At 56.5% G+C, this 25,757-nt stretch carries 32 protein-coding genes and 1 pseudogene; 16 read left to right on the forward strand and 17 right to left on the reverse strand.

Features of this window, described 5'->3' with window-relative positions; translation table 11 throughout:
* Positions 1-15 precede the first annotated feature (15 nt).
* Positions 16-556 (reverse strand): annotated as a pseudogene (locus P0119_06685) (IS5 family transposase).
* A 205-nt stretch (positions 557-761) separates the two neighbouring features.
* Positions 762-2,720, reverse strand: coding sequence for an asparagine synthase (glutamine-hydrolyzing) (gene asnB, locus P0119_06690; protein ID MDF0665747.1), 1,959 nt, complete (start codon positions 2,718-2,720; stop codon positions 762-764).
* Between the two features lie 313 nt (positions 2,721-3,033).
* On the opposite strand from asnB, the gene P0119_06695 reads away from it, so the two are divergent.
* The 3 genes from P0119_06695 to P0119_06705 all read left to right on the forward strand — a co-directional run bounded on the left by P0119_06695 (position 3,034) and on the right by P0119_06705 (position 4,772).
* Entirely contained in the window at positions 3,034-3,438 is a 405-nt protein-coding gene (locus tag P0119_06695; GenBank protein MDF0665748.1) for an IS630 transposase-related protein, read from the forward strand.
* Positions 3,389-3,862, forward strand: a complete 474-nt coding sequence (locus P0119_06700) for an IS630 family transposase (protein ID MDF0665749.1) — start codon at positions 3,389-3,391, stop codon at positions 3,860-3,862. Before P0119_06695 ends, P0119_06700 begins: the two co-directional genes overlap by 50 nt.
* Before the next feature lie 152 nt (positions 3,863-4,014).
* Positions 4,015-4,772 (forward strand): IS5 family transposase gene (locus tag P0119_06705; protein MDF0665750.1). Its coding sequence is split into 2 segments (ribosomal slippage): positions 4,015-4,347 and positions 4,350-4,772, totalling 756 coding nucleotides; the frame shifts between segments, so codons are not numbered across the junction.
* Here the strand turns inward: P0119_06705 and cynS are convergent.
* Positions 4,765-5,265, reverse strand: coding sequence for a cyanase (gene cynS, locus P0119_06710; GenBank protein MDF0665751.1), 501 nt, complete (start codon positions 5,263-5,265; stop codon positions 4,765-4,767). The genes P0119_06705 and cynS overlap by 8 nt on opposite strands.
* A 186-nt stretch (positions 5,266-5,451) precedes the next feature.
* Positions 5,452-5,787: a hypothetical protein gene (locus P0119_06715; GenBank protein MDF0665752.1), complete on the reverse strand. Its 336-nt coding sequence runs from the start codon at positions 5,785-5,787 to the stop codon at positions 5,452-5,454.
* Positions 5,788-5,982: 195 nt separating this feature from the next.
* On the opposite strand from P0119_06715, the gene P0119_06720 reads away from it, so the two are divergent.
* Positions 5,983-7,134 (forward strand): CsgG/HfaB family protein, encoded by a 1,152-nt coding sequence (locus P0119_06720; protein MDF0665753.1) that lies wholly within the window; start codon positions 5,983-5,985, stop codon positions 7,132-7,134.
* Between the two features lie 178 nt (positions 7,135-7,312).
* On the opposite strand, the gene P0119_06725 is transcribed toward P0119_06720, so the two are convergent.
* The gene (locus tag P0119_06725) at positions 7,313-8,488 is read right to left on the reverse strand and encodes a class I SAM-dependent rRNA methyltransferase (protein ID MDF0665754.1); all 1,176 of its coding nucleotides are present in this window, start codon (positions 8,486-8,488) and stop codon (positions 7,313-7,315) included.
* Between the two features lie 166 nt (positions 8,489-8,654).
* On the opposite strand from P0119_06725, the gene P0119_06730 reads away from it, so the two are divergent.
* From P0119_06730 to P0119_06765, 8 genes are all read left to right on the forward strand, one after another.
* Positions 8,655-10,316, forward strand: coding sequence for a thiamine pyrophosphate-binding protein (locus P0119_06730; protein MDF0665755.1), 1,662 nt, complete (start codon positions 8,655-8,657; stop codon positions 10,314-10,316).
* 251 nt (positions 10,317-10,567) lie between these two features.
* Positions 10,568-11,380, forward strand: a complete 813-nt coding sequence (locus P0119_06735) for a hypothetical protein (protein ID MDF0665756.1) — start codon at positions 10,568-10,570, stop codon at positions 11,378-11,380.
* Complete coding sequence (locus P0119_06740) at positions 11,337-11,810, forward strand: hypothetical protein (protein MDF0665757.1); 474 nt, start codon at positions 11,337-11,339, stop codon at positions 11,808-11,810. The genes P0119_06735 and P0119_06740 overlap by 44 nt, the downstream gene beginning before the upstream one ends.
* Positions 11,807-11,986, forward strand: a complete 180-nt coding sequence (locus tag P0119_06745) for a hypothetical protein (protein MDF0665758.1) — start codon at positions 11,807-11,809, stop codon at positions 11,984-11,986. The genes P0119_06740 and P0119_06745 overlap by 4 nt, the downstream gene beginning before the upstream one ends.
* Positions 11,914-13,131, forward strand: a complete 1,218-nt coding sequence (locus P0119_06750) for a glycosyl transferase family 2 (GenBank protein MDF0665759.1) — start codon at positions 11,914-11,916, stop codon at positions 13,129-13,131. Before P0119_06745 ends, P0119_06750 begins: the two co-directional genes overlap by 73 nt.
* Entirely contained in the window at positions 13,128-13,511 is a 384-nt protein-coding gene (locus P0119_06755; GenBank protein ID MDF0665760.1) for a hypothetical protein, read from the forward strand. Before P0119_06750 ends, P0119_06755 begins: the two co-directional genes overlap by 4 nt.
* Positions 13,508-13,837 carry a hypothetical protein gene (locus tag P0119_06760; protein ID MDF0665761.1) on the forward strand — a complete coding sequence of 110 codons (330 nt, stop codon included), beginning with the start codon at positions 13,508-13,510 and terminating at the stop codon, positions 13,835-13,837. Before P0119_06755 ends, P0119_06760 begins: the two co-directional genes overlap by 4 nt.
* A 4-nt stretch (positions 13,838-13,841) precedes the next feature.
* Complete coding sequence (locus P0119_06765) at positions 13,842-14,717, forward strand: HAD-IIB family hydrolase (protein MDF0665762.1); 876 nt, start codon at positions 13,842-13,844, stop codon at positions 14,715-14,717.
* Positions 14,718-14,742: 25 nt separating this feature from the next.
* Here the strand turns inward: P0119_06765 and P0119_06770 are convergent, their stop codons facing one another.
* Genes P0119_06770 through P0119_06795 form a run of 6 tightly spaced genes read right to left on the reverse strand, consistent with a single transcriptional unit; the run spans position 14,743 to position 19,325 of the window.
* Positions 14,743-15,186, reverse strand: a complete 444-nt coding sequence (locus P0119_06770; protein MDF0665763.1) for a type II toxin-antitoxin system VapC family toxin — start codon at positions 15,184-15,186, stop codon at positions 14,743-14,745.
* A 4-nt stretch (positions 15,187-15,190) separates the two neighbouring features.
* Complete coding sequence (locus P0119_06775) at positions 15,191-15,460, reverse strand: hypothetical protein (GenBank protein ID MDF0665764.1); 270 nt, start codon at positions 15,458-15,460, stop codon at positions 15,191-15,193.
* 31 nt (positions 15,461-15,491) lie between these two features.
* On the reverse strand, positions 15,492-16,568 hold the full coding sequence (locus P0119_06780) for an LPP20 family lipoprotein (protein MDF0665765.1): 1,077 nt from the start codon (positions 16,566-16,568) through the stop codon (positions 15,492-15,494).
* Positions 16,569-16,627: 59 nt separating this feature from the next.
* Positions 16,628-18,088 (reverse strand): hypothetical protein, encoded by a 1,461-nt coding sequence (locus tag P0119_06785; protein ID MDF0665766.1) that lies wholly within the window; start codon positions 18,086-18,088, stop codon positions 16,628-16,630.
* Positions 18,089-18,103: 15 nt separating this feature from the next.
* Positions 18,104-18,718, reverse strand: coding sequence for a penicillin-binding protein activator LpoB (locus P0119_06790; GenBank protein ID MDF0665767.1), 615 nt, complete (start codon positions 18,716-18,718; stop codon positions 18,104-18,106).
* A 40-nt stretch (positions 18,719-18,758) separates the two neighbouring features.
* The gene (locus P0119_06795; protein ID MDF0665768.1) at positions 18,759-19,325 is read right to left on the reverse strand and encodes a hypothetical protein; all 567 of its coding nucleotides are present in this window, start codon (positions 19,323-19,325) and stop codon (positions 18,759-18,761) included.
* A 146-nt stretch (positions 19,326-19,471) separates the two neighbouring features.
* Here P0119_06795 and P0119_06800 point away from each other — a divergent pair, with 146 nt between their 5' ends.
* Positions 19,472-19,642: a hypothetical protein gene (locus P0119_06800; protein MDF0665769.1), complete on the forward strand. Its 171-nt coding sequence runs from the start codon at positions 19,472-19,474 to the stop codon at positions 19,640-19,642.
* 72 nt (positions 19,643-19,714) lie between these two features.
* On the opposite strand, the gene P0119_06805 is transcribed toward P0119_06800, so the two are convergent.
* Positions 19,715-20,638, reverse strand: coding sequence for a caspase family protein (locus tag P0119_06805; GenBank protein MDF0665770.1), 924 nt, complete (start codon positions 20,636-20,638; stop codon positions 19,715-19,717).
* 181 nt (positions 20,639-20,819) lie between these two features.
* On the opposite strand from P0119_06805, the gene acs reads away from it, so the two are divergent.
* From acs to P0119_06820, 3 genes are all read left to right on the forward strand, one after another.
* Positions 20,820-22,709, forward strand: coding sequence for an acetate--CoA ligase (gene acs / locus P0119_06810; GenBank protein MDF0665771.1), 1,890 nt, complete (start codon positions 20,820-20,822; stop codon positions 22,707-22,709).
* A 53-nt stretch (positions 22,710-22,762) separates the two neighbouring features.
* The gene (locus P0119_06815) at positions 22,763-23,305 is read left to right on the forward strand and encodes a hypothetical protein (protein ID MDF0665772.1); all 543 of its coding nucleotides are present in this window, start codon (positions 22,763-22,765) and stop codon (positions 23,303-23,305) included.
* A 73-nt stretch (positions 23,306-23,378) separates the two neighbouring features.
* Positions 23,379-23,552, forward strand: a complete 174-nt coding sequence (locus tag P0119_06820) for a hypothetical protein (GenBank protein ID MDF0665773.1) — start codon at positions 23,379-23,381, stop codon at positions 23,550-23,552.
* 112 nt (positions 23,553-23,664) lie between these two features.
* Here P0119_06820 and P0119_06825 read toward each other — a convergent pair whose 3' ends face one another.
* The 5 genes from P0119_06825 to P0119_06845 form a co-directional block, all read right to left on the reverse strand.
* On the reverse strand, positions 23,665-24,066 hold the full coding sequence (locus P0119_06825; protein ID MDF0665774.1) for a hypothetical protein: 402 nt from the start codon (positions 24,064-24,066) through the stop codon (positions 23,665-23,667).
* A 318-nt stretch (positions 24,067-24,384) separates the two neighbouring features.
* Complete coding sequence (locus P0119_06830; GenBank protein ID MDF0665775.1) at positions 24,385-24,561, reverse strand: hypothetical protein; 177 nt, start codon at positions 24,559-24,561, stop codon at positions 24,385-24,387.
* A gap of 93 nt (positions 24,562-24,654) precedes the next feature.
* Positions 24,655-24,903, reverse strand: a complete 249-nt coding sequence (locus P0119_06835) for a transposase (protein ID MDF0665776.1) — start codon at positions 24,901-24,903, stop codon at positions 24,655-24,657.
* Positions 24,904-24,972: 69 nt separating this feature from the next.
* Positions 24,973-25,329, reverse strand: a complete 357-nt coding sequence (locus tag P0119_06840) for a type II toxin-antitoxin system PemK/MazF family toxin (protein ID MDF0665777.1) — start codon at positions 25,327-25,329, stop codon at positions 24,973-24,975.
* Complete coding sequence (locus P0119_06845) at positions 25,322-25,561, reverse strand: hypothetical protein (GenBank protein ID MDF0665778.1); 240 nt, start codon at positions 25,559-25,561, stop codon at positions 25,322-25,324. The genes P0119_06840 and P0119_06845 overlap by 8 nt, the downstream gene beginning before the upstream one ends.
* Positions 25,562-25,757: the final 196 nt, after the last annotated feature.

Here is a 25,757-nt window from a genome sequence, read left to right on the forward strand (position 1 = left end):
AATGCTCTAGCCTCTGTCATATCCCTTGTCGACAATGACGTATTGCGCGGGAAGCCCTGCCAATAACGGTGCGGTTTGCGTGCAGTCTGACGCCTGAACCAGCGTCAAGATGAAGCGGAGCGGATTGCCAAGCCCATCTACCGTGGCCTGGATTTTGGTGGTCAGTCCGCCCTTGCTACGCCCGATGGCTTCCCGGTCGCGGACGTCTTGGGTTGCGTGCCCCCTTTTTCCGCGCCCCTGCCGCATGCTGATGCGCACGCACGATGGCGGAGTCGATCATGGCGTATTCGTTGTCGGCATCGGCAGCCAGCTGGGTCAACACCACTTCCCACACGCCACGCTCGCACCAGCGTGTAAAACGCGTATGCACCGCCTTCCATGGACCAAACCGTTCCGGTAAATCTCGCCAGGGAATGCCCGTCCGGTACCGATCGAGCACGGCCTCCACGAACAACCGATTATCCTTCGCCGTCACGCCAACAGTGTCTTCACGCCCCGGCAGCAATCCTTCAATCCGCTTCCACTGATCGTCCCGCAATCCATATCGTCGGACCATTCAGAAGCCTCCCCATCGGCCTCTGAACAGTGAAGCACAAACTCAACCCCTTGTGAATCCTCAAAACTAAATTGAGGACACACTCTAGTGCATCCCTACCACTGTATCTAAAGAGACTCCAGGTAAACTGCCTGTTTCCCACTCCGCTATGTCGAGCAATTCCCGTCGCGGTGGGCCTCAGTCCGCGCGTCGGGCGGTGAAGTCCTCACGGGCGTGTTTGCATGCTCACGTGATCCTTGAGCCGGGAGCTCATCCGATCGATCGGCGGACCTTCAAGGCACACACGTGCCCACATCTCAAGGTGCAAAAGTCTTAGCCGCAGCTGCTGGCTGCCCCGCTCCAGGAGGTGCCGAACCTCACGGTCGGTCAATTCGAAGAGGTCCGCTACGAAAGACCCTGCGAACAGCTCCGGGCGTATCTTCATCCGATACTGCGCGTTGGTCGGGAAACCCATTTTCTTGCGATACGCCAGTTCTGGGGGCAGATAGCGCGCCGCAACTTCCCGCAGCACCCATTTGTCGCGCAGGAAGTAATGCCCTCGCGCCACTGCTGAAGGAGAGAACCTGACTTTGAGGTTGTAGGGCATGTTGACGGCGAGTCTCACCAAGCGGCTGTCCAAGAAGGGGAATCGCGATTCGATACTCGCCGCCATTCCCAGGCAATCGTTCCGATGCAAGAGCGTCCGCAGGTGGTAGCTTAAGTAATTAACCGTCACAAGGTCTTGGTCCGTCGGCTCCCGTCCGGTCTTGTCCCGCACCGCGCTCCTGAGTTCGGCTTTCTCCATGTCCCTCTCGAATCGATTGTGCAGTCCCTGTACGACCGTGGAATCGTCCTCGGAAACTACTGCTGGCATCGCTCGTCCGATCAGCCGTCTCGCCAAGCCTCTCGCCAGATGCCACGATACACGCGGTAGCTCCAACAGGGATCGCACTACGGCCGCGCGTAGGTTGAAGATCAGCCATGGATACCCGACATAGCACTCGTCCGCCCCTTCTCCAGACAGGATCGCTTTGACCCGGTGGTCGCGCACCAGCTTTGATACCATGAGAAAAGGTACCGAGTTGAGATGATAGGTGAAGGGATGACCGTAGTGCCGGATGACTTCCGGTATGCTGTCGATGCTGTCCTGGTCGACGACTGCAACCGTCTTCAGATCCAGCCTCAGATGCTTCGCAAGCTTTGCCGCCGCTTCGTACTCACTGTGTGGGCCGATCACGTTCGCGTGAAAGATGGCCAGGTGGTTATGAAACCGTGCGGCCATGGCCATGGTGAGCGAGGAGTCGACGCCACCGCTGCAGAGAGCGCCCACCGGCGCATCCGCGACCAGCTGACCTCGCACACTCTCGAGGAGGACCTCCTCCACCGCGTCGACGACCTGCTTCGGCCTGAGGTGCCTGAGTCGTTCCACCTCGGCCTGATCCCAGAAGTCGCTCATGTGCCAGAAGCGGCGCCAATGGGCGTGGCCGTCGCTTGAGACACTCACTGTCGTTCCCGGCGGCACGATCCGGATGTTCTGGTAGAACGTATGCCCCTGTGTGGGCCCACCGAAGCCTTGGATATAGGACGAGATGGTGAGCGCATCCGCCCGAAACGGCACCCACGGGCGCATCGCACCGATCTCCGATGCGAAGACGAATTGGTCCTCCGTCGCGCAGACGTGCAGGGGTTTGATTCCGAAGCGGTCGCGAGCGAGGACGAGCGAGCGCTCCTCCTTGTCATAGAGAGCAAAGGCAAACATCCCCTCGAGCCTCGGTAGGGTTGCATCCACGCCCTGGTGGATGAGGCACTCGAGAAGGACCTCGGTGTCGCTTGTCGTCCTGAACTGGACACCTCGAGCCTCCAACTCAGCGCGCAGTTCAAGATAGTTGTAGATCTCGCCATTATATGCGAGCACGTACCGAGCTGTACTATCCCAAAAGGGCTGATTGCTGCGTGGGTTGAGATCCAGGAGGGCGAGGCGGGTGTGAACGAGTCCAATCCCTTCGCCAGCGAAGATCGCCTGATGATCGGGGCCGCGATGGTGGAGCAAGCGCGCGGAGGCCTCCAGGCGTTCTTGGTCCGGCGTTTCAAGCGACCCGTGGTACAGCACTCCAAGGATTCCGCACATCGAGATATTCTCCCGTACAGTACGCTGCTCGCGGCTTCCAGTCGGCAACGCGCCCATGGACGACCCACGAAAGCGGATCGCGGTCGAGCTAGTGTCCCGCTGTGCTGCCGGCCGTGAACCGGCGCATCGCCAGCCCCAGGGTCATATGCATAGGTGATTTAAATAATCTTTATGCATAATTCAAACGACCTTCTTATATGGCTAGAGCAGTATCACGGGACCGGCAAAGACGTCAAATTCTTCTGCTTGGCGAAAGACCCACTTTGTACCAAGCGGTCCGCTGAAGAGCGGTCCCGAGGTGCGCGGACCGGTTATAGCCAAGCCCTCAATTACTGATGGACATTGACGGTGGACTTTGCGATCATGGGGCATGAGATGCTCATCAGATTTGCGCCAACGGGTCGTGGATTTTGTCCGGAGTGGTGGCAGCAAGGCCGAGGCGGCTCGGCGATTCAAGGTGGGCGAGGCCAGCGTCTACCGCTGGCTCAAGCCCGGCGGCCTAGCATACAAGCGTCCCGGCCCACAACGACCCCACAAACTGGATTGGGACGCCTTGCGTCGTCATGTGGAAGTCCATCCCGATCGGACACAAGCGGAGCGAGCACGGCATTTCCAGGTGTCCCGGCATTGCATCTGGAACGCACTCCACAAACTGGCGTTGACCCATAAAAAAAAGGATCGGGTACCAGGAGCGCGATCCGCAGCAACGGAAACAATTCCTGCGCCTGCGCGAGCGGTTCTTTCGCCGTGGCAAACGACCCGTCCATATCGATGAATGCGGGTTTGCGTCGTCGACGGCGCGGCGGTATGGGTACGCACCGAAGGGTCACCGCGTGGACGGCCTGGTCTCCGGGCAGCGCCGGCCACGGACCTCGCTGATTGCGGCCCGTATGGATGGGCGATTCGAAGAACCACTGCTGTTTGAGGGGACGTGCGATACGGTGGTCTTCAACACCTGGCTCAAGACGAGGCTGTGCCCGCGTCTCAATGCCCAGCACCTCGTGATCATGGACAACGCGGCCTTTCACACATCGTCGGAGACGGCGGCGCTCATCGAGGCCACCGGCGCCACGCTGCTGTTCCTGCCGCCGTACTCTCCCGACTTTAACCCGATCGAACAGGACTTCGCTGCCCTCAAGAAACGCAGGGAATACCATGAAACCGCTACCCTCGATCAGATCGTGAAGGCCTATTCATAACTATGGGCTTAGCTATAATTAGGCCGCCGGCCCCCGCGGGAGGGCGCGAAATAAAATTTGACTAGGGCGTGTCATCAATTAATTTTCTCGATTCACAGAGCCATCGTGTTGTGATTTACTCCGTCCCAGACCAAAGGAGGGGTCTGCGGATGGTGAGACGGTATGGATTGCGTGATGACCAATGGGAGAAGATCGAGCATCTGCTGCCTGGTCGTGAAGAGACGGTGGGCGTGACGGCGAAGGACAACCGGCTGTTTGTGGAAGCGGTGTTGTACCGGTATCGCGCGGGGATCCCGTGGCGGGATCTGCCGGAGCGGTTCGGAGATTTCCGAGTGATCCACACACGCCATACGCGCTGGAGTCGACGCGGCGTCTGGAAGCGGGTGTTTGAACGTCTTGCTGACGATCCTGACAACGAATACGCGATGATCGATTCCACCATCGTTCGTGCCCACCAGCACAGCGCTGGTGCAAAAGGGGGCACCACGCGCAGGAAGCCATCGGACGCAGCAAGGGTGGCCTGACCACCAAAATCCACGCCACCTGTGATGCGTTGGGTAACCCAACGGGGTTTCATCTCACCCCAGGGCAGGCGCATGACCTGGAGGGCGCCGATGTCTTGCTACCCGGCATTGACGCGGATACCATCATTGCCGATAAGGCCTTTGATGCCGATGAACGGGTGATCCAGCCGCTGCAACGAGCGGGCAAGGTCGTGGTCATTCCCCCCAAAGCCAACAGAACCACCCCCCGCGAATACGATCAAGACCTCTACCGAGCCCGGCATCTGATTGAGAACTTCTTCGCCAGACTCAAGCAATTCCGCGCCATCGCCACCCGCTACGACAAACGCGCCGCCAATTTCCTCGGTGCCATCTATCTCGCTGCTTCAATGACATGGCTTAATTGATGACACGCCCTAGAACAGCTGCACGATGAAACACTTCAGATGCCGCGTCTCCCTCAGAACGACTTATACCCAAGCCATTGCCGTTCAGCGTGATTTTGCAGCGGGTTTCACCCTGGCTGCCGGTGACCTTTTCCATGTCCACCGTGAAATCGATCGCGCTCATGATGCCGTCGCCGAACATCTCGTTGGCCACCTCACGCAAAGAATCGCCGTATACGCCGACAATTTCGAGTAACCGGTACTTGAACGGGTCCGTCATGTTGGGCAGATCCGTACGTACCGGAAAGCCGCTCAAGGACTGAATGACCTCGTTGTCCAAATCCAAAAGCTTGCCGACCTTCGCCGCTTCGTCCGGGGTAAATCGGTGATTACCATTCAAGGCCGCCGCCACGAACGTTGGGTTCTTGCCGAGGGCTTTCGCGACGTCCGCGATCATGAGTTTCTTCCCGAGCCGAGCGGCCTTGACCTTGCTGCGTATCGCTTCTTTTTCCATGCTGGCCTCCAATAGATAGGGGGGGCTCTATCAACAATCAACCGGGACCCTATGGAAAAGAGATGGACGCGAACCTCTCATGCGGCCTCGGACATAACAGGAAGGAACTGTTCGCACCAAAGGCGAGTTACCTCGCATGGCGGAGTTTCACCCCCGCCATCCCAGAATCCATACCGGTTGGTGGACCTAACGATTCGAGGGTCGTCTGCCGGCCATTTCCAGATGTAGGCCGGCCTGTCGGTCCTGTTCGCGCGCCGCGTCCTCGTAAAACTGCGTGAGCATTTGCGCACCGGCCACCCAGTCCGAATCATGTCCGAAGAGCTGTTCGTAGGTCAAGGCGCGATTGGCTTGTTCTGCTGCCTTTTTGCGGGAAATCACAGCCTGTCGAGAGTAATAGGAAGCGATTCTTAAATGGTCCTGATTTGAGTTGGGCGAGTCGGCATCAAGCTGCGCCGACAGGCCTCGTCCGCATCCGGTTGTGAACAGGAGGCTTGCGAATAAGAGGAACGTGGCGATCTTCATGCGATGGAGATCTTCCTTTACTGATATTATGCTACTGTGCGCTAGTCCGATCAACAAGGGTGCCGTTCATCCCATCCCACCACTTTTCCGACGTATATTTCCAGGTTCCGTAGGCCCTCTAGCTCAGATGCCGCAGTCCAGCGTACAATAAATCTCAGACGAGCGGGAGGACCCTGCTGGACCGGAGGAACCACCATGAAACGGACTGTGGCCGCCCTGCTGTCGGTTCTGCTGGTGGGAGGGTGCGGCGTCCTCGTTCCATATATCTATGATGCCCAAACACTACGGGATCGGTTGGTCGTATCGATGTCGAAGGAACAAGTCCTGAAGCAGTTGGGCAAACCGAATCGTGTCGTCCAGAATGAGGGGCAGCAGACCATTTGGGAATATCGGTTCTATCCAGAGGGCGATTGGACTGCCTATGTGATCCATTGTCCGTTTTTCCCAAACTGCTACTTTCCGGGCGAAGCGGGGCATCCGTATTATGTCGTGTTGCAGGACAATCAATTGTGCCTCTGGGGAACGCCTGAGGTCGTCCGGCCCCTGCTGGGGCTGGTCTGTGGGCCTACTGTTCCGCTCGATGGACAAGAGCATGTCCGTGGAGACCTTCGCATTTCGGTGATTCCGGTATTCATGCCTCCTCCCATCGTGCCCCTGCCGCAGCGTTTAGCCATCATGCCTGTCGACGGGTCGTCTGATGTCGAAATCAGCTCATGGCTCGATCTGACCTTGAATTTCCTGCGCACACGCCATCGAGACTTGGTGCTGGTGGAACGAGAGGATCTGCAGGCGGTGCTGGAGGAGATGGGCATCCAATACGGCGGCCATGTCGATGACGAAACGTCGATCCATATCGGGAGGCTTCTCGGCGCGGACAGTTTGCTGATCTATCGAATGATCCTACCGAAGGGTATGCCATTGTCGGCAGCGGTCGAACTCCGCCTCTTCCAGGTTGAAAGCGGAACCACTCTGTTCCGCCAAATGGTTTCGGGAAGCCAAACGCCGCCCGTACCGGTCGCAGCCAGGACCCAGCGTTCCGCCAAGCCTGACTCTCTCATCAATCGTCTCTTGCTCCAAGAAACCGCCACCTATGGATTGGCTGCGCTCACGGCTGCCTTCGGCGATAATCCATTAGGACTGGTGCCGGACTACACTTGGTCGGGGCAGGGCATAAAAGTACTGGACGTCCTTCAAGGGGGACCGGGCTTCCGTGCCGGAATCAAGTCGGGTGATCAAATCGTGGAGTCCGACGATCGACCGGTCGGGAGCTGGTCGGATCCGGTCACACTCCCGGCGCAGTTGACCGTCAGGCATAACGGGGTCCCCATCGAGATGTCTGTCAGATGACCGGTGAACCCGAGTGGTGTCAGGTGTCGAGCAGGAGAGGGGGATAGATTCGTGAGGTTTCAATCGTTCAGCTTCAGAGAGGAAGGCGATCGTCATCCATATCGAGGGGTCCTATACAATGCCACCTCTCATGCAGCCTTGGACGTACCTGAAAGGAGGTGTTCGCACCAAAAATCTGTTAAAACGCCTGCACGATGAAACACTTCAGATACCGAGTCTCCGGCATACTGGCTAAGATGGGATGGTCGGCGCTTTGGCCTCGTTGTTCGATCAAGCGGATGTCTCGCCTTGCATCACGGGCGGCGAGGCGAATGCCGGTCCAGAGATCCGCTTCGGATACTGGGTGAGAACAACTACATGTAACCAGAAACCCGTCCGGATTCAATAATTTTAACCCCAATAGATTGATGTCCTTGTATCCAGCTAGGGCGCCCGGCAAGGCCTGTTTGCTCCGTGCAAAGGCCGGGGGATCGAGGATGACGAGATCATAGCGTCGGCCGGCTTTCACCAGGTGGCGCATTTCCTCGAATGCATCGGCTTGGCGATAAGTGCAACGAGTCTCTGCCCTATTCATCACCGCATGTTGTCGAGCAGTCGCCAGCGTGTCTTGGCTGATATCGAGACTCTCCACAGAGGCCGCTCCAGCAAGGGCGGCATGAATGCCGAACGCGCCGGTATGGCAAAATACTTCCAACACCTCGGCTCCTGCTGCCAACTTCGCTGCAACCAGCCGATTCTCCCGTTGGTCGCAAAACCAACCGGTCTTTTGCCCCCGTTCCACATCGACGAGAAACTTAGCATCCCCTTCCTGAATCTCGACTTGCGTCGGACCGCTGCCGCGAAGAAAGCCTCGCTCCAGCGGCAAGCCTTCGAGTGACCGACTCTTGGCATCATTCCGAAGATAGATGCCTGCGCCGTTCAATTCCTTCATCAGGACATCGGCCAACAGCTCTTTTCTGGAGTCCATGCCAACGGACAGAGTCTGCATGACCAGCAACTGATCATACCGATCAACGATCAGCCCGGGCAGTCGATCCCCTTCTCCATAAATCAAACGGTACGCATTGGACTGAGCGACGACGCGTTGCCGTAAGTGGATCGCCTGTTGAATTCTCTCCAGCCAGAACGTCTCGTCGATCGGTTCATCCTGGAACGTCAGCAGGCGGACTCTGATTTTCGAAGCAGGGCTATAGAGGCCGCGACCATAGAATCGGCCGTCTGGGGTGAGGACATCGATCAGGCCGCCGGCTATTGGTTCACCGACCACTGGTCCCAGCTGGCCGGCATAGATCCAGAGATGCCGACTCTCTGACCCACGTGATGCGGTGAGACGAATCTGTGCAGTCTGCCTCATACCTTTTCCCATGCCCTGTTGTACCCGACGAGACGAGTGATCGGTCAAGTGGTGGATGAAAGAAATCAGACACTGCCTGGTTGTTCTTGACGAAGTGTCGTCAGTATGTTTTCCTGAAGCCAGAACATTGAGTCACGATCGAATGGACGCTATTGAGAGCACGCACATGAGCACCCACGCTACGATCGGATCGGCTGTATTGGATCGTCTGCATCGCCTTGGCGTCCGTCATATCTTCGGTATTCCAGGTGACTATGTCTTGTCTCTCTACCAGCTGATCGAAGCCTCGCCGATCAAGCAGATCGGGACGACCAGGGAGGATTCCGCCGGCTTTGCAGCTGACGCCTATGCCAGGATTAACGGTATCGGGGCCCTGTGCGTGACCTATTGTGTGGGCGGATTGAATACCGTCAACGCGATTGCCTGCGCCTATGCGGAACGATCGCCGGTGGTCTTGCTCACCGGTTCTCCCGGGCTCTCGGAACGAACCCGCACACCGTATTTGCATCATATGGTTCGCGATTTCTCCACGCAACGAGAAGTCTTTGAACGGATGACGGTCGCCGCGGTGACGTTGGACGATCCGTTGACCGCCGAGCGAGAGATGGATCAGGCCTTTGCCGCCCTGCTTCGCTACCGTCGTCCCATTTACATCGAAATTCCCAGAGACATGGTTCACTGCCCGCTGACAGGAGGCATGAAGCCGTTCCGCATTGAGGATACGCCGAGTGACCCGGCTGCCCTGGAAGAAGCGATCGGTGAAGTACGACTTATGCTGGCGTCGGCCAAGAAGCCCGCCATGCTCGTCGGTGCGGAAGTCGGACGGTTCGGGCTCCAGGACGATTTGGCTCGTTTGGTAGAACGGCTCAACATTCCCGTCGCCTCGACGTTGCTCGGCAAATCGATTATCCGCGAGGATCATCCGCTCTATGTCGGGGTCTACGGAGGGCTGATCGGCCGAGACGACGTGCAACGGTTCATCAACGATTCCGACTGTCTGTTGATTCTGGGGTCCATTCTGTCTGATGTTGAGGATCTTGATGTCACGTCGCCCTTACTCTCCGAGGGACGAACCATCCACGCCACCGCCGACCGTGTCGCCATCAAGCATCATCGGTATGAATCCATCAAGTTCCAGGACTTCGTCCAGGGCCTGGTAAAATCTCCGCTTCCTTCCTTTTCCCATTTCCAACGATCGCTCCCATCCCAAACCGGCGTAGCATCCTCACCCCCGAACTTGGACGCCCCGGTGACGCTGGAGGGACTCTTCCGGCATTTGGATACGATGCTGACCGAAAAGACGGTCGTCATCGCGGACGTCGGCGAGTCACTCTTTGCAGCGGCTGACCTGCACGTGCGCCATCGATTCGAGTTTCTGTCGCCGGCCTACTACACCTCGATGGGATTCGCCGTTCCCGCTGCCTTAGGAGCCTCCTTCGCCGACCCCAGCCTACGATCTATCGTCCTGGTAGGAGACGGCGCTTTTCAGATGACCGGCACTGAGTTAGCGAGCTGCGTCCGCTACGGGCAGGCTCCGATTGTGATCCTTCTTAACAATCACGGCTATTCAACCGAACGGGAGATCTTGGACGGTCCCTTTAACGATGTATATGAATGGCAATATGACAAGGTGTGCGATCTGATTGGGGGTGGACGGGGCTCGCGGGTAAGCACCCAGAGAGAGTTCGAACAGAGCCTCGCCGCCGCCTTTGCGGACCAACATCAGCTGCATCTCCTCAATGTTCTCTTGAGCCCCAGCGATCGATCGCCCGGCATGGTGCGCTTGGCAAGACGCTTGGGCAAGAAGCTTTCTACTGATAAACCATAGGGACAACCCTCCACTCCTGCCTGCTTTCCCCTACAGCTCCATCAGATATTTCCATTAGCTTCCCCGCAACTGATGCGTGAAGCGATGAGAATCTAGGGTTTTTTCCACGAGGTCAGAATGGTATACTCCCTGCACCTTTTCCCCATATTTGTATTTCACTTAGCCGGGGTATAATCTACCCCTCCTCGTCTATCTGACTTTACGCGAGACCGGCTTTCAGTAATAATTAGGGATCCGTAAAAGAGGATACCGTGTCTGACTTTTATCAAAATGGAGTCGTGACGGTTCTCCACCGGCTCGGCCAGTCCAACATTGAGCAACTTGAGCAAGAGCTCGAACGATATGCGAGGACGACTCCGATCGCCTTGGTTCTCCCCTCCCTCTATTCGGAGCTGGAACGGCCGGCTCTCAAGCGAATCGTCGAAATCCTCGGCGAAGTTCGATATGTCAACGAAATCGTCATCTCCTTGGATCAGGCCTCCGCGTTGGAATTCAGACTGGCCAAGCAATTTTTTTCTCAGCTACCCCAACGAGTCCGTGTAATCTGGAACGACGGCGCCCGAATCCAGGCACTATTGAACACACTCGTCTCGCATGAAATCGACATCGGGCTCCAGGGCAAAGGACGAGGATGTTGGACGGCCTACGGCTATGTGCTGGCCCGAGGCCAGAGCCAGGTGATCGCCATTCATGACTGCGATATCGTGAGTTACGATCGTCAGTACCTCGCTCGCCTCTGTTATCCCGTCGCCAATCCGAACCTCGCCTACGAATTTTGCAAAGGATATTACAGCCGCGTGACGGACCGGATGCATGGACGGGTGACGCGTCTCTTCATCACTCCGCTGATCCGCAGCCTACAACTGTTGGTCGGACCGCATCCCCTGCTCTCGTTTCTGGATAGTTTTCGGTACCCGCTGGCCGGTGAATTCGCGATGGTGCGGGATCTGGCCTGGATCAACCGTATTCCAGGCGACTGGGGATTGGAGGTCGGCATGCTGGCGGAGGTATACCGCAATTGTGCGCTCCGGCGGATCTGCCGCGGACATCGCCGATGCCTATGAGCATAAGCATCAAACGCTGTCGACCCACAATCCGGATGCAGGCTTGCTCAAGATGTGCATCGATATCACGAAGTCCTTGTTCCGAAACCTGGCAAGCGAAGGTCTGGTCCTCTCGGAAAGCATACTCAAAACATTGCGAGCCACCTATCTCCAAGCCGCGCAAGAAGCGATCAGCCGGTATGAAAATGACGCGGCGATCAACAGCTTGCAGTTTGATCGCCACGAGGAACGGCGCGCCGTCGAAGTCTTTCTACGCGGCATGACCTTGGCGACGGACAGTTTCCTCGGAGATCCGTTGGGAGTCCCGATGATCTCGAACTGGAGCCGCGTCGCCCACGCCGTACCCGATATTTTTCATCGCCTCATGGACGCCGTAGAACAAGACCATGCCTGGGACCCCACAGCGGAAACAAGGCAGCCCGTCTCATGAACACCGGCCTGATCCCACTCACTCCTGAAACCGAAGCGGTGCTGGAAGCGGTGCGCACTGCCGATATTCTGGTCGGCATTCCCAGCTTAATAATGCGGGCACCGTGGGACATGTCGTTCGGGCCGTCGGAGCCGGTCTGGCAAAATACTTTCACGGCCATCGTGCCGTCCTGGTGAATGCCGACGGCGGCTCCACTGACGATACCGCGGCTATCGTCGCCCATACCATGGTCGATCTGGAACCCCTCTTCATCAGCGATCGACAGAGCACGCTGCACCGAATCATCACGCCCTATTACGGAATCCCCGGCAAGGGCAGCGCGTTTCGCACGATTTTCGAGGTCGCTCGACGGCTCAAAGTCACGGCCTGTGCCGTCGTCGACTCGGACGTCCGCAGCATCACACCCGAGTGGATGGAACTGCTCCTTCATCCGATCATCAAAGAAGGATACGACTATGTGGCTCCGTATTACCGACGCCACAAATATGACGGCACCATCACCAACAGCATCGCCTATCCCCTTACCAGAGCCCTCTATGGACAGGAAGTCCGTCAGCCGATCGGCGGAGACTTCGGATTCACCGGAGCACTGGCCCAACACTATCTCGAGAAACATGTCTGGGAGTCCGATGTCGCGCGCTTCGGGATCGACATCTGGATGACGACCGAAGCCATTACGAGCGGGGCCAAGGTGTGTCAGAGTTTTCTCGGGGCCAAGATTCATGATCCCAAGGATCCTGCCGCCGATCTCTCCTCCATGTTGCGACAGGTGGTGGGCGCCTTGTTCGCCTTGATGGAAGCCCATGCTCCCAGCTGGCTTCCCGTCACAGGTTCGCGAAAGATACCTCTCTTCGGCTTCCAGTATGAGGTGGGAGTTGAGCCGGTGAACGTCAATGTCGAACGGATGGTGGATTTGTTTCATCTCGGGCTTACGGACCTATACGATATTTGGGCACGCATTCTCTCCGAAGACGCACTGGACCACCTGTCCCGTCTTCGGGATGTCCCCATACGTGACTTCCGCATTCCTGATTCGCTCTGGGCCCAGGTTATTTATGATGCGGCCCTCGCGCATCATCGGAGCGTGCTCCCACAAGAACATCTCTTGAAGGCTCTGACCCCTCTCTATTTAGGGAAGACTGCGTCATTCGTGATGGATAGTCAGGGGTTGACAACGGCAGAGGCCGAACACCTGATTGAAGCGCTCTGCCGAACGTTCGAGAAACAGAAAGAATACCTTGTCGCACGTTGGCCTCAGTCTCAAGACGCGCGCGAAGTCATCGGCGCTGCCCACGTGAGGCCTGAAAGGAGCCAGCCATGACTTCAAGCTGGGAACAGACATTACTCGGACCGGTTGCGGCTCTCGGTGAACGCGTCCTCGCCATTCTTCCCAATGTGTTGGCCATGATGATTCTCTTGCTGGTCGGTCTGGGCGCCGCCTGGGGCATGGGGCATTTGATGGAACGATTGCTTCGCATCATCGGTTTGGATCGACTCTGCGATCGGATCGGTATCGCGGCAGCCCTGCTGAGAGGAGGCCTCAAAGCCGATCCGTCCTACATCATCGGTCGCATTACCTACTGGCTGATCGTGATCTTTGCCACCACGGCATCTCTGGGCGCGCTCGACGTTGCTCCGATCAATCAGGCGGCTCAGTCGCTCTTGTCATACATTCCTCATATAGTCACACAGCGGCCGTGATCGGGATCATCGGCTATCTCGTCTCGAATTTTGTGTCACAGGCCGTCCTGATCGCTGCCGTGAACGCGGGATTGCCTCCGGCCCGCTGGATCGCAGCCGGGACCCGATGGGGCATTCAACTCTTGACGGTGGCCATGGCGCTCGAACAGTTGGGGATTGCCCAGCACATCGTCGTCGTTGGATTCGGCATCACCTGGGGAGGCCTCGTCCTCGCCGCTGCACTGGCGCTGGGATTGGGCGGTAAAGACCTCGCGAAGGACTTCCTGGAGCGACGTCTGGCCGGACATTCTCGGTCACAGATCAACGAAGACCTACGGCATCTCTAAACCCATGGCACGCTATATCCTCTTCACGGATCTGGACGGCTCTCTGTTGGATAACGACACGTATTCCTTCGGCGAGGCAAGACCGGCCCTCGAGGCCCTTCGTTCAGAGAACATTCCGGTCATTCTCGTCTCCGGAAAGACTCGCGCGGAAATCGAGCCGCTTCGAGAGCGTCTTGATCACCACAATCCCTTCATCGTTGAAAACGGCGCGGCGGTGTTTGTGCCCCTCCATACCTTCGACTTCCCCCTGGAGCGGTCGCGGCGCCGCTCCAGTTATCAGATCATCGAACTCGGTACTCCCTATGCGCTCCTCCGGGATGTGCTCCGGCAAATCGAAGAAACAGTGGGCACACGGCTTCGAGGGTTCGGCGACCTATCGGTTGACGAAGTCATGGAAAACACAGGGCTCTCCCGAGAAGATGCGCTGCGGGCTATGCTGAGGGAATTCGATGAGCCGTTTCTCGTGAACGGCCCTCCCAAGTTGATCGAGGAGGTCTGCCGCCAGATCGTGAGGCGCGATCTGAATTGGACAAGAGGCGGGCGGTTCTTTCACCTGACGGGAAACAACGACAAAGGTCGGGCCGCAGAAATTCTGCTCCGCTGCTACAAACGGCAGGGTCGACTGGCTAACCTGCCGGACGACATAGAAACCATCGGGATCGGCGATAGCCTCAACGATCTCCCTCTCCTACTGACGGTCGACCATCCGGTGTTGGTGCAAAAACCAGACGGCTCGTACGACCCCGACATCAACCTGCCGAACCTCATTCACGCACCCGGCATCGGCCCTGCCGGTTGGAATCGTGCCGTCTTGGAACTGCTGCGACAGACCTCGGAAGAAACATCTCATGGCCGACCAGTCAACATCCGAGCCACATGATGCCCTCAGTTCGAACCCTGTTGCGTCAGTCTTCTGCCGGATTAATGATATGCAACCCCGCTGTCTTTGATGCCGCCAAGAGCTGGGAATCCGCGCTCACGACGGTCAATCGCAGCGGCTTCAGCTCCAATGCCAACGCCAGATGCATCACCTGAGGTGATCGAAGAGACGGATACTCCAAGACCAATTCTTTCGTGGCCAAGTAGGTTTCCATCCTCGGTGCGATAAACCGATAGAGTCCCTGCTTGGACTCGATTTCGAACTTATAGAGCACCGAGTAGCAATCATCCCGCGTAATCTGTCCCTCGTGAGCGCGTGCGCACAGAACCGAATAGAAGTCCGTCACGGTCCATGTCGGGACGATCGCAACCTTCCCACGCTTCACCATCAGTTTATTCACGATCCTGGTGCCTCGCTCCATGCTGTAGCGCTTAATGAGTGCGGTTGAGTCGAAATAATAATATGGCATCCCCTTACGCCCTCCCCTTCAGAATGATTTCCGCGAGCGGCCCTTGGAGCTTGGAGAGCCTATCTTGTAGTTCATCGAGCGGCGCCTCTTCGTACCCTTCTTTTCGCAAGGTGTCGGCAAGATTACCTCTATTGAAGGACGCGGTGTCTTCCTTTAGTCGGTCATTCAATCGCCGCTTTGCCAGACGGCTTGAAATCTTTTGTCCTGGTTTGGTCAGCCCCCGTCCCCTGCTGCGTGGCGCTCGACTGACGGATAGTTCATCTGTCTTTTCCACGATGGACGCCTCCTTCTGAAAGCACGTTCAGTTACCGTCTCACCCCTGATACTTCTCGCGGACAACTCGCCGCCCTCGTCGCCGTCTCGGGCAACACGCCCTCGCCGAACACATACGCGGCGATCGCCTTCGCGACATCCGACGACAACTCTTGCTGCATCACACGCAGCGTCTTCGCCGTTGCCTCGCGTTCTGTCAGATGTCCTTCCTTTCCACCCTGCGCCACCGTCCCAACGACGCGCCCCGTCCCCGGCTCCACCACCTCGAAATCGCTGCACCACCGAACGTACTTGAAATTTGGGTCGCGCACCTCAATAGGCAACAGACGGACAGTGCCTCGGACGATCAATTCCGGAGCACCAACCTCTTCACCTTCTGGCTTCGTGGTCACGGAAAGTCCTTCCCGAATCAGCCCTTCCGCCAGCGCACGTCCAACCGGTTCCTCATGATCTCCGGACACTTGTACCGCAATCACCAGATTCGTGGCAAGAAATTGCTCCAATTCATCGGATAATTCGTTTACCTGATAGCTGGATGGGGCGCCTTGCCCGCTGGGACGGATCACCCGCAAATCCCTGTTGTATGCCTCGCGCAGAACGAGATTTCTGGAGGCCCGCCGAAGCGCGCGAACCTTGGCAAGTTTGTCCGTCGGTTGCCGTGACTCGGCGACATCCGCATCGATCGCACGATCCAGCGCCGACACCTTCTCCAGCAACGCAGCCTCGGCTTGACCACGATTCATCACGCCCAAAGCGTAGTACGACCGGCTGTCCGAGTCGTACCAAACATCCGCAATCCTGACGTTTTCAAGCACTTTGTCGGTCGAGACTATCGTCACGCTGTCGATCATGAGTCGCCGCTCGGCGTTGGAGATGCCCCGATTCTCAACGACCAAATACGATTCCCGATCCTTCGCCTGCGCCGCAACTTCCGCCTTGAAGATGCGGGCCACGGCTGCATAGGCCTGATCTTCCGCATTGCTTCGCAGGTCTGCTTGGCCGACTCCGGTCAGGTATTGATTCGGCGGATACTCCGAACCCCGACCATCGACCCACCCAGGCTTCCCTTTTCCCACGAACCAGCTACAGGCGGTCGATACGGACGCCATCAACCACAGAGACAGGAAAACCGCAACTCCTTGTCCGAAAGAAGACTCGCCCGCGCGCATCATTGCATCACACGCTGGATGATGAACAGCGTCTGGCCCGCAGTCAGCGCGATCGTTTGTCCATCTTTCACCGCCGTCACCCCTTGTCCAGACGGTTGAATGGACACCTGACACAGACCTGGTCGTACCCACGCCCGAGCCATGTGAATCTCGTCAGGCAAGGTCTGCCAACTTCGTTTGTCGGCTTCTTCCGACGCCACAGCAATCCCCTTCGCCAGCACTTCGACAAGCAGTCCCACCCACGGACCGGCATCTCTGCCGGCAGCATGCCGAGCTCCCCTGGTGATCCCCTCCGCCAGCGCGAATTTCGTCGCCGCGCGAGCGAGAGCTTTCGCAGTGATCGCCGGTAAACGTTCCGAAAGACTCTTCTCTGCGAGGGCGGTTACATTCTGCACCGGCTCCGATCGTACGGTGACAGCATGGCCGAACGAATCGGTCAGCGTCATACTTTCAGACCCTACCCGCGTCTTTTGCGCAACTAGCCGCGGAAGCGCAACGCGAGCCACTTCTCCATTGAGTCCATACAGTATGCTGTCCGCTACGCGATCTCGTCGATAGGACGACTGGAAGACTGCTCGATTCAACAAGACTAACTGTGCGGCATCAAGACTAATAGGTAAGTCCAAGAACAGATCCTCTTTGCGCGGAGCCCGCCCATTATAGCTGATCATCACGACGTGAGCGAGCTGCTCTTGGGATGATCGAGACTGCCACTCAACATCGGGGAAAGCCTGTCGATACTCGGCAAATTCGGTTGTTAAGCCGAGCGCCTCCGCTGTGCGCAAGAGATCGGAGCGCAAGGAGAGAGGAACGGACACCTTCGACCACCCGCTCATCGAGCCATACGCTTCATAGGCGTTGCGATAGGCAATAAAGGCGTTATTAAGATCACCGGCTGCCTCGTACAGGATACCGCTCACATACCGCGCAAATCCGTCATTCCGGTACCTATCGGCCCCCTTTACTCTGTCGCTGAGCACATTCAAACGATGGTCGATACGCCGCGCCTCCACCAGTGCTTCTTGAAGTTGTCCCTGAGCCGCATAGTTCAAGGCCTTGATCACGTTGATCATGACGTGCTCGTAGGCATCGCCCTCATACGGCAAGACATTGTCGTTGGTGACAAAAGCGGCGGTCTCCGAACGGATGGTCCTGGTGTAGAGCCGCTCAACCTCCTCCTCCGCTCGTTCCAATGCCGCACTGCTTTGCTGGTATTGGCCTGCCAGCTGCAGCATCATTCCTCGATCCATTTCATACAGTAACCGTCCCTTTGCTCCATATTCGTTCTCGGTCTGCTCGACGATCGCCGCGGCCCGTTGCGGATCACCGGCAACGAGGCTTTGCTCAATGAGGAGGTAGCGATTAGCGGAAGGACTACACCCAGTCAGGAGCAGGAGCACGGCAAGAAACGGCAGCAAGGAGATCGGCCCGTGGGCAAAGCGTGGAAGGATTTGGTTCAACAGTATCCGCGGAACCTAAAAGACGGTGCGTTTCCTTTCAACCACCTTCTTGATTTTCTTCTGCCCGTACCAGATTTTCGCATTGTTCTCCAGATCGATCATCTGGAGATCCACTTGGTAAAAGACCGCTTTGGTCCCATCGGCTTCGTCAAGAATGGTGGCGATCGTACCCTTCATCATGAAATCGGCGCCGGTCTCTTTTCCTGGGGCTTTCTGGGTTTCTTCGCGCGCGTAGATGGCTTGTTCTTTTCGTTCGGCACGAACCTCATCGCGCTCGCCTTTGCCGGCCACGAACGTGACTTTCTGAGAATTGGTGAGTTCTCGCTCTAAATCTGTAATAAATGTCTGCACGTTGATATGTTCGTGACTGCTGTTCAGGACGGTTCCCACGACGACGACAGGCTGACGTTGGTTCGCCCTTTCGAAATTCCCTAGCCACGGATATTGTAGCGCATCTCTGACCATCGCTTCGGCGACCATCCGAGAATCCGTGTCGTTCCACCGGCCGCTCAAATCAGTCACGACCCCGGTATCGACACGGGTCACCTTCGTTTCGTGTCCACATCCCGACAAAGCAAGGACGACACTCACCGTGGCGACAAGCGAAGGAGGATGTTTCCGAATCACCATGAACCTCCGAGCAGGGGTGAACTCTCATTCACCGTGAGGGTTAGCGGACGCCTCGCTTTTCCTCTTCCTTCTCCAACCGTTCGAACAGACGGTCCGCATTCTTCCGTACGAAGTCCCGGACCTCTTTATTCAGCTCTTTGGCCTGTTCCAAGTTATTCTTCATGTCCTCCAGACTCAACTTGGTCAACACGTAATAGGTGTCGGTCTTGGGATCCTTGTACTGATCAATTCTCCGAACTCCGCTCAGTGTCGTCATCGTGAGGGTCTTGATGGCTCGCTCGACATTCTGCTCTTCCGTATTCCGGGTAAAATCTCCAGCGGTCGTCGAGGCCGCATAGTCTCTCATCAGATACCCGGTGTAGGTATCGAACGTCTTGGCGATCTCGGCCCGTCCGCGATTCTCGGCCGTATCCCAAGCGAGCGGCGCATTCCGGACACCCACGACCGCCCCCACGCCATAGAAAGCTTTACTGTCCTTTTCATTAAAGGCTCCGGACCCCTTTTCAACCCATTTAGGAGGACCGCCACAAGCCGCAAGTCCCATCACGAGAAGGACGACAAGACCGGAGCCGACCAGCCTTGAATGCATCGTTTGTGACCAAATCATACAATCCTCCTTGGGGTAACTACGCATATTTGCCGCACGCATAATATCAGGCTAAAAACCTTGAAATTATGCTAACATGCGTCATTTTTTCAGTCAACGCAACGCTCGTTTCGAGCGGGTATCGTCATAGACAAGGAGGAAGCTCTGTGGCGGACATCCAGATTGAAGACGGAATGATCAGAATTCTGAACTTGGAGATCCAGGATCCCAAGGCTGCAGCGATACTCAGTGCATACCCCCAGGCACGTTGGGCGGAAATCACCCGCCGAGCGGTCAAGATCGGCCTTGGATACTTAAAAGGTGGCGAGACTAGTTAAGGTATTGGAGTGCAATCGGTTTGGCTGATGATCGCTCGGGCGCGAGCAGCGCAACGGCTTGTTTGTAGCTTATTATTGCCGTTCAGAAGGGGTTTGAAGATCGGCGCCAGGCGTAAATGCCGGCCTCCGTCCTTCAACCAACGCCGTGTCTCCATCACCATCGATCCGTAGACTCGATGGGCGTTGTGTACCATTGGAAGCCCCCTCGACCTGTCGCACGAGATAGCCCCCCAACTCGGAAGCCATGAGCCAACCGTTTCCGTCCAGATCGGCATCACCGGACAGCCCGATCAATAGTGTTTCAACAAAGCGACTGCTCTTCTCGACACGAACGACAGCCTCTCCCTTACTTGCCGCGCTAATGACTTGCACCGCACGCCGATCGGTCTCCGATTCCGGGGCCATCCGTCCTTCCAATGACAGCTCCGGTGGCACAGTGATTTCCCATCCGAATACCGGCGCATCGAAAATCAGGAGCGTATGTTTGGAAGCCGTCCGCCTCGTAAATTCCTTTAGATGCTCCACCGTGATCGACTTCGTTGCGTGGTTGGGCTGTGCGTCAAATGGCACAAGGTACCCTCGCTCTTGCCCATCGGAGTCCTGCATAAACCCGGCGTGCCCCACGTAGAAGATGACGAGCCGGTCCATGCGGCCGACTTTTCTAGGCAACATGTCGTCCAAAAGCTGATGGAGGCGTCGCGAGCTAGCGTCCTTGTCGTAGAGCTCAATCACCTCATCGAACCTCAACCGTCGAAACGCTTCGGCCACCTTCTTGGCATCGCTGATCGCTCCGGGGATGGGAGGAGCCAAGACATAGTTTTCGATCCCGATAATGATCGCCCAGGATTTGTAGTACAGGCCCTCCGGCTTTCCCACTTGAGCCTCAGCAGTCGACGGAGCGACAACCGAAAACATGCCGATCATACGAGGGTCCAGTAAGAGTAGGATTAAAAGCACGAGCGACAGGTGTTTCCCAAACTGTCTTGCGCTGTTCATCGGGTCACCCTATCTTCGGCCTAGACAGGTGTCAACAACGGAATCGAGCTGAACGGCGGCGTCACAATAAAGATGGTCTCGAAGACGATCTCGCAGCAACTGTACGGTTGCAGGCATCCTCGACTTTCTCCATAATGACAGGTCCACGAGGGACTGCTTTGAAGAAGGAGAGGCAGCCGCTATGAGCGAAAAGATTGAGACCCTGTTGAAGGAAAGTCGGACATACCAGCCGACCGCGAAGACGATAGCCGCTGCCTATATCAAAGACTACGAGACCGAATACAAACAATCCATCGCAGACCCTGAAACATTTTGGAGCAATGCCGCCAAAGAGTTGGAGTGGTTCTCTCCTTGGGAGAAAGTCCTGGAGTGGAATTATCCATGGGCGAAATGGTTTGTCGGCGCACGCTGCAACATCGCCTACAACTGCCTGGACCGCCACGTCAAGACCTGGCGCAAGAACAAAGTCGCCTTGATCTGGGTCGGCGAACAGGATCAGGAACGCATCTTCACCTATGCTGAACTGTACCGACAAGTAAACCGCTGCGCCAACGCTCTCAAAAAGCTGGGCGTCCAAAAAGGCGATCGCGTCACCATCTATTTGCCGAAAATACCCGAACAAGTCATCGCCATGTTGGCTTGCGCCAGGATCGGCGTGATCCACAGCGTCATCTATTCAGGGTTCAGCGCTCCTGCCCTCTCCAGCCGTATCAACGATGCAGAAGCCAAAGTTGTGATCACAGCTGACGTCGGGTTCGACCGCAGTAAATCTATCCCATTGAAACCAGTTGTGGACGAGGCCCTCAAAAGCTGCCCGACGATCGATCATGTAGTCGTCGTACGCCGCCAGATCACAGGTCCTCCCCTTTCCGCTCCAAAGGAAATCGACTGGACGGAATGGATCGAGGGTGAACGACCGGTTTGCGAAGCAGAACAGTTGGATGCTGAAGCACCGCTCTATATTCTCTATACGTCCGGAACGACCGGTCGGCCGAAGGGCGTCGTCCATGTCCACGGAGGGTACATGGTCGGCACCTATACGACGACGAAGTATGTGTTCGATCTGAAGGATGATGACGTGTACTTCTGCGTCGCTGATCCGGGGTGGGTCACAGGCCACAGCTATATCGTCTACGGTCCTCTCCTCAATGGTGCAACGATTCTGACTGCAGAAGGAAAACCCGATTATCCGGATCCTGGACGATGGTGGAATCTCATCGAACGGTATGGGGTCTCAATTTTCTATACGACCCCGACCGCTATCCGGCTGCTCATGCGCTACGGCGAAGACTGGCCGAAGAAATTCGATCTCTCGGCGCTCCGTATTCTCGGGAGCGTCGGAGAGCCCATCAACCCGGAAGCCTGGCAATGGTTTCATCGGGTGACAGGTGAAGACAAACCTATTATGGACACCTGGTGGCAGACGGAAACAGGATCGATCTTGGTCACCCCACTTCCTACCGTGCCGCTCAAACCAGGCTCGGCCACGCGCCCGTTTCTCGGAATTGAAGCCGACGTTGTTGATCGCGAGGGGAACAGTCTCCCAGCAAACGCCGGTGGTTTTGCCGTCATCAAAACACCATGGCCGGCTATGATGCGCACCATTTACAAGGATCCCGAGCGGTATAAGGCCTACTGGTCCACCATCCCCAATTGCTACACAGCCGGGGACGTCTGCCATAAAGACTCAGACGGCTATTTCTGGTTCATGGGGCGAGCAGATGACGTGATCAAAGTCGCCGGCAACCGGCTCGGCACCGCTGAAGTCGAAAGCGCCTTGGTCAGCCATCCAGCCGTCGCGGAGGCTGCCGTGATCGGCAAACCCCATAAGACGGTCGGCGAATCCATCAAGGCCTTCATCATCCTGAAACAGGGAGAGCAGGAAAGTCCTGCGCTGATTCAGTCGATCAAGGATCAGGTCCTTAAAGAATTGGGCAAGATCGGTGTCCCGGCTGAGATTGATATCGTCTCCTCTCTCCCCAAAACTCGGTCTGGAAAAATCATGCGGCGCGTCCTCAAAGCAAAAGAGCTAGGGCAAGACCCAGGGGATATCTCGACGATCGAAGAGTAGCGTACCGAGCAGTTCGGCTCGATATGGGTCTAATTGAGCAAAGGGAAAGACATATGGAGAAACCAACGGCTTTCGTTACGGCAATTTCGATTGGGATCATGACCCTGTCCTTACAGATAATCGATCCAGGACTCACCCCTGCAGCGGAACAGCAGCCAAAGGCCAAACCACACTCCAAGACCGTCAAACCAAAAACCGTCAAGCCCAAGGCTGTCAAACCAAAGACCGTCAAACCCGAGATCGCCGCACCCGAGACGGTCCAACCCAAGATCGCCACACCCAAGATCGAACCGAAGTTTCAAACAGCTGAAACTGCGGCGGAGGGCAACGCCTGTTTCGGCGTTGCTCCACAGATCGAAAGACTTGTTCCCGATGAAGGCCAACCCGGTGTGAAAGTCACGATCACAGGGGCCGAGTTCGGCTCACCAGACTGCTTGCGAGGCGTGTCCTTCGGACCGGGCCAGGCTTCCACCTTTACAATGGAAAACGAATCCACCATCTCAGCAACAGTCCCAACCGATGGCCGTAAGGGCCTCGTCATGGTGACTGTCACAACGGCGTCCGGAGAAGATTCCAAGCCATTCTTGGTCAAATAGGCGAACGGGTCTTCGGTTTCTCAGTATGAAATGGACGAGAAAACCGGGTGAGCCAATTTATCAGAGGCGGCACATGATCGCGCTCACCCTGGCGGTGGGCCTGCCGGTTGTTCTGTTGCAACTGTACAAGATCTACGTAGGCCCAGTGAGCTTCGAGGCACAGATGGGATTTGGGATTCTCGTTTCAATCCTGACCGGAATCATCCTCTACTACACCTACCGATCGTCCGCTCAGAATCAACAGTAACAGCTTCTCAATCGGCGGGTCCTGTCACGGTGAACAGCCTGACCGATGGCTAACCTCATGTTGAGCGCCTCGCGAAGCGAGTGCGCTCCGACGATTAGTGAGGTGGGCGCGCTCAAGCCGACCCAAACTGACGTATGACACGACTCAGCATTTCTTTATCAGCCTTTTCTATTTTCCTAAGAAGAGAAACGGCGGCCTGTTCCATTTCGGCCTTCCTGTCTAACTTCACCTTCTCAATCGCTTCATAAACATTCTTCAACTCAACTAAAGCCTTCTTCGCTTTCTCTGAATCCAGGGAACCTTCACCAACCAGAGGAAGCAATACATCCAATATCAGACCCAGCTGCCTTCCATACGAAGCCTTCTCAAATACTTCCTTTTCAATACTACCTACACCGGCCTCCGGCTTGATCGCCCCAAAGAACCAACCTAGATCGGGCGAAATATCCTGAAGGACACTTCCGCTTAAGGGATAATGGACTTGAGGGGACCACATCCAATACCGAGGTAACATGTTGACCTCCGTTTCAGTTCAACCACCGACCTAAAGACACTTAACTATGTTTAGGCCGATCCGCATCAGCGCGGCACCGGCACGGTTAACCTGCACAACACGCGACAAACGTTTGCACTTCATACGCAATTTGTGTCGTTGTTCCAACAAGGGACAACCGTCTGACCATTCATCACTGATTCTTACGCGGATCGGCATATCATCCATCCCGTGAACGGATTCACATGCTGTCCAACGGACGGCGGGCACCTGCTGGCCCACGATGAAAAACAAATCACACAAATAGAGGTCAGAAGGCTCCACATTGTAATCCGTTCGTTATGCGGCGCTTTGGTCTTTCTGATCGGTCGCCTTGGCTGGATCAGTCAGTCGGTCGCGGTATTGCTCCTGCAACTTGGCGTAATAGGCGACCAAGCGCACCGGATCGTGGTCAAATCGAGCCGAGATGCGATGGCGCACCTCGCGAATCTCGTCGATTGGTTGATCGCTCTTCATGGTTTACCTCCAAGCAGAAGCTGGGAATTGTCGTCTCGACGTACACGCGCAGCTTGCTCATGGATGCAGCATACCGCGCTCAGGATGATGCCTTCAACGACGCAGACCTGCTGCCTCCGCGTTGGACAGATTGGCGTCAGGTGTCCCGACCACCAGGTGAAAGTGGTTCTCCATCAGGTAATAGGCGTGCAGCAGGAGCTGAAACAGGGCGACGACGCGATCGCGGCCCCCAAGGCATCGCTGTCGGTCTTCATCGCCCAAGAAGATGTCTTGTCGGGCGTTGCCTAGGGCAGTGACATGGTAGAGTGCACCACGAAATGCGATGCGCAGTGGGCTGGTCATGGGGCATAGACCAGCCAAACTTCATGCATAAAACAAGATCTGACGCCGTATTGCTGCTCCATTCACAATTCAGTTGCGATCCTGATCGAGGTCGAGGATTTCGATAACGGCCTCGTGAATCCGCTTCATGATTGTGGCTGAGAGTTTGGTCAAAGGGCCTTCGACCAAACGGCGATTGTCGATCGCGCGTAGTTGATCGATGAGGAGATCGGAGGTGCGACGAAGACGCCCGGCTGCAGGGACACGAATACGTAAAGGTTCAGCACCCTCAACCAGCACGGTAGTCAACGGAATGATGAGTGTGGAAGGATGTTGTGCGTCAAGCAATGCTTGGGCCTGAATGATCAGAACCGGTCGTGTTTTGCCCGGCTCGGTGCCCCGTTTCGGATCGAGATCAGCCAGCCACACTTCTCCGCGATTAGGCATCGGGAGTCTGTTCGACCGCGGCAAACTCACGATTGACGCGCAGGCTTTCCTTGCGCACTTTCTTCGAAGCTTCGGCTAAACGTCGCGCCCGGAGTATTGCTTGCGTCTGTCGATTCATGCGCTCGATCGCTCGGCGGATATAGGCGGCTCTGGATAGATGGAGAGTCTCCGCGCAACGACGGCTGGCTTCCAAAACGTCTTCCGGTAATTTCAGCGAGATAGCTCCCACCATGCCCTCACTGAGTATCCTATTGTGATATGCGTATATGCTATCTCAGCACAGCGTAACATGTAAATACAAACGCGAGAGTCGTAACACTCCTGGTTCGTATTCTAAACAAAACTCTCGGTACATTTTCTATTCCTCCAGCAGATGCTGTTGTGTTTGACCGAGCCGTCGAGAGGGAGTGCCGATGTATCACCCCATG

The organism is Nitrospira sp. (genome assembly GCA_029194665.1).
Classification (GTDB): Bacteria; Nitrospirota; Nitrospiria; order Nitrospirales; family Nitrospiraceae; genus Nitrospira_D.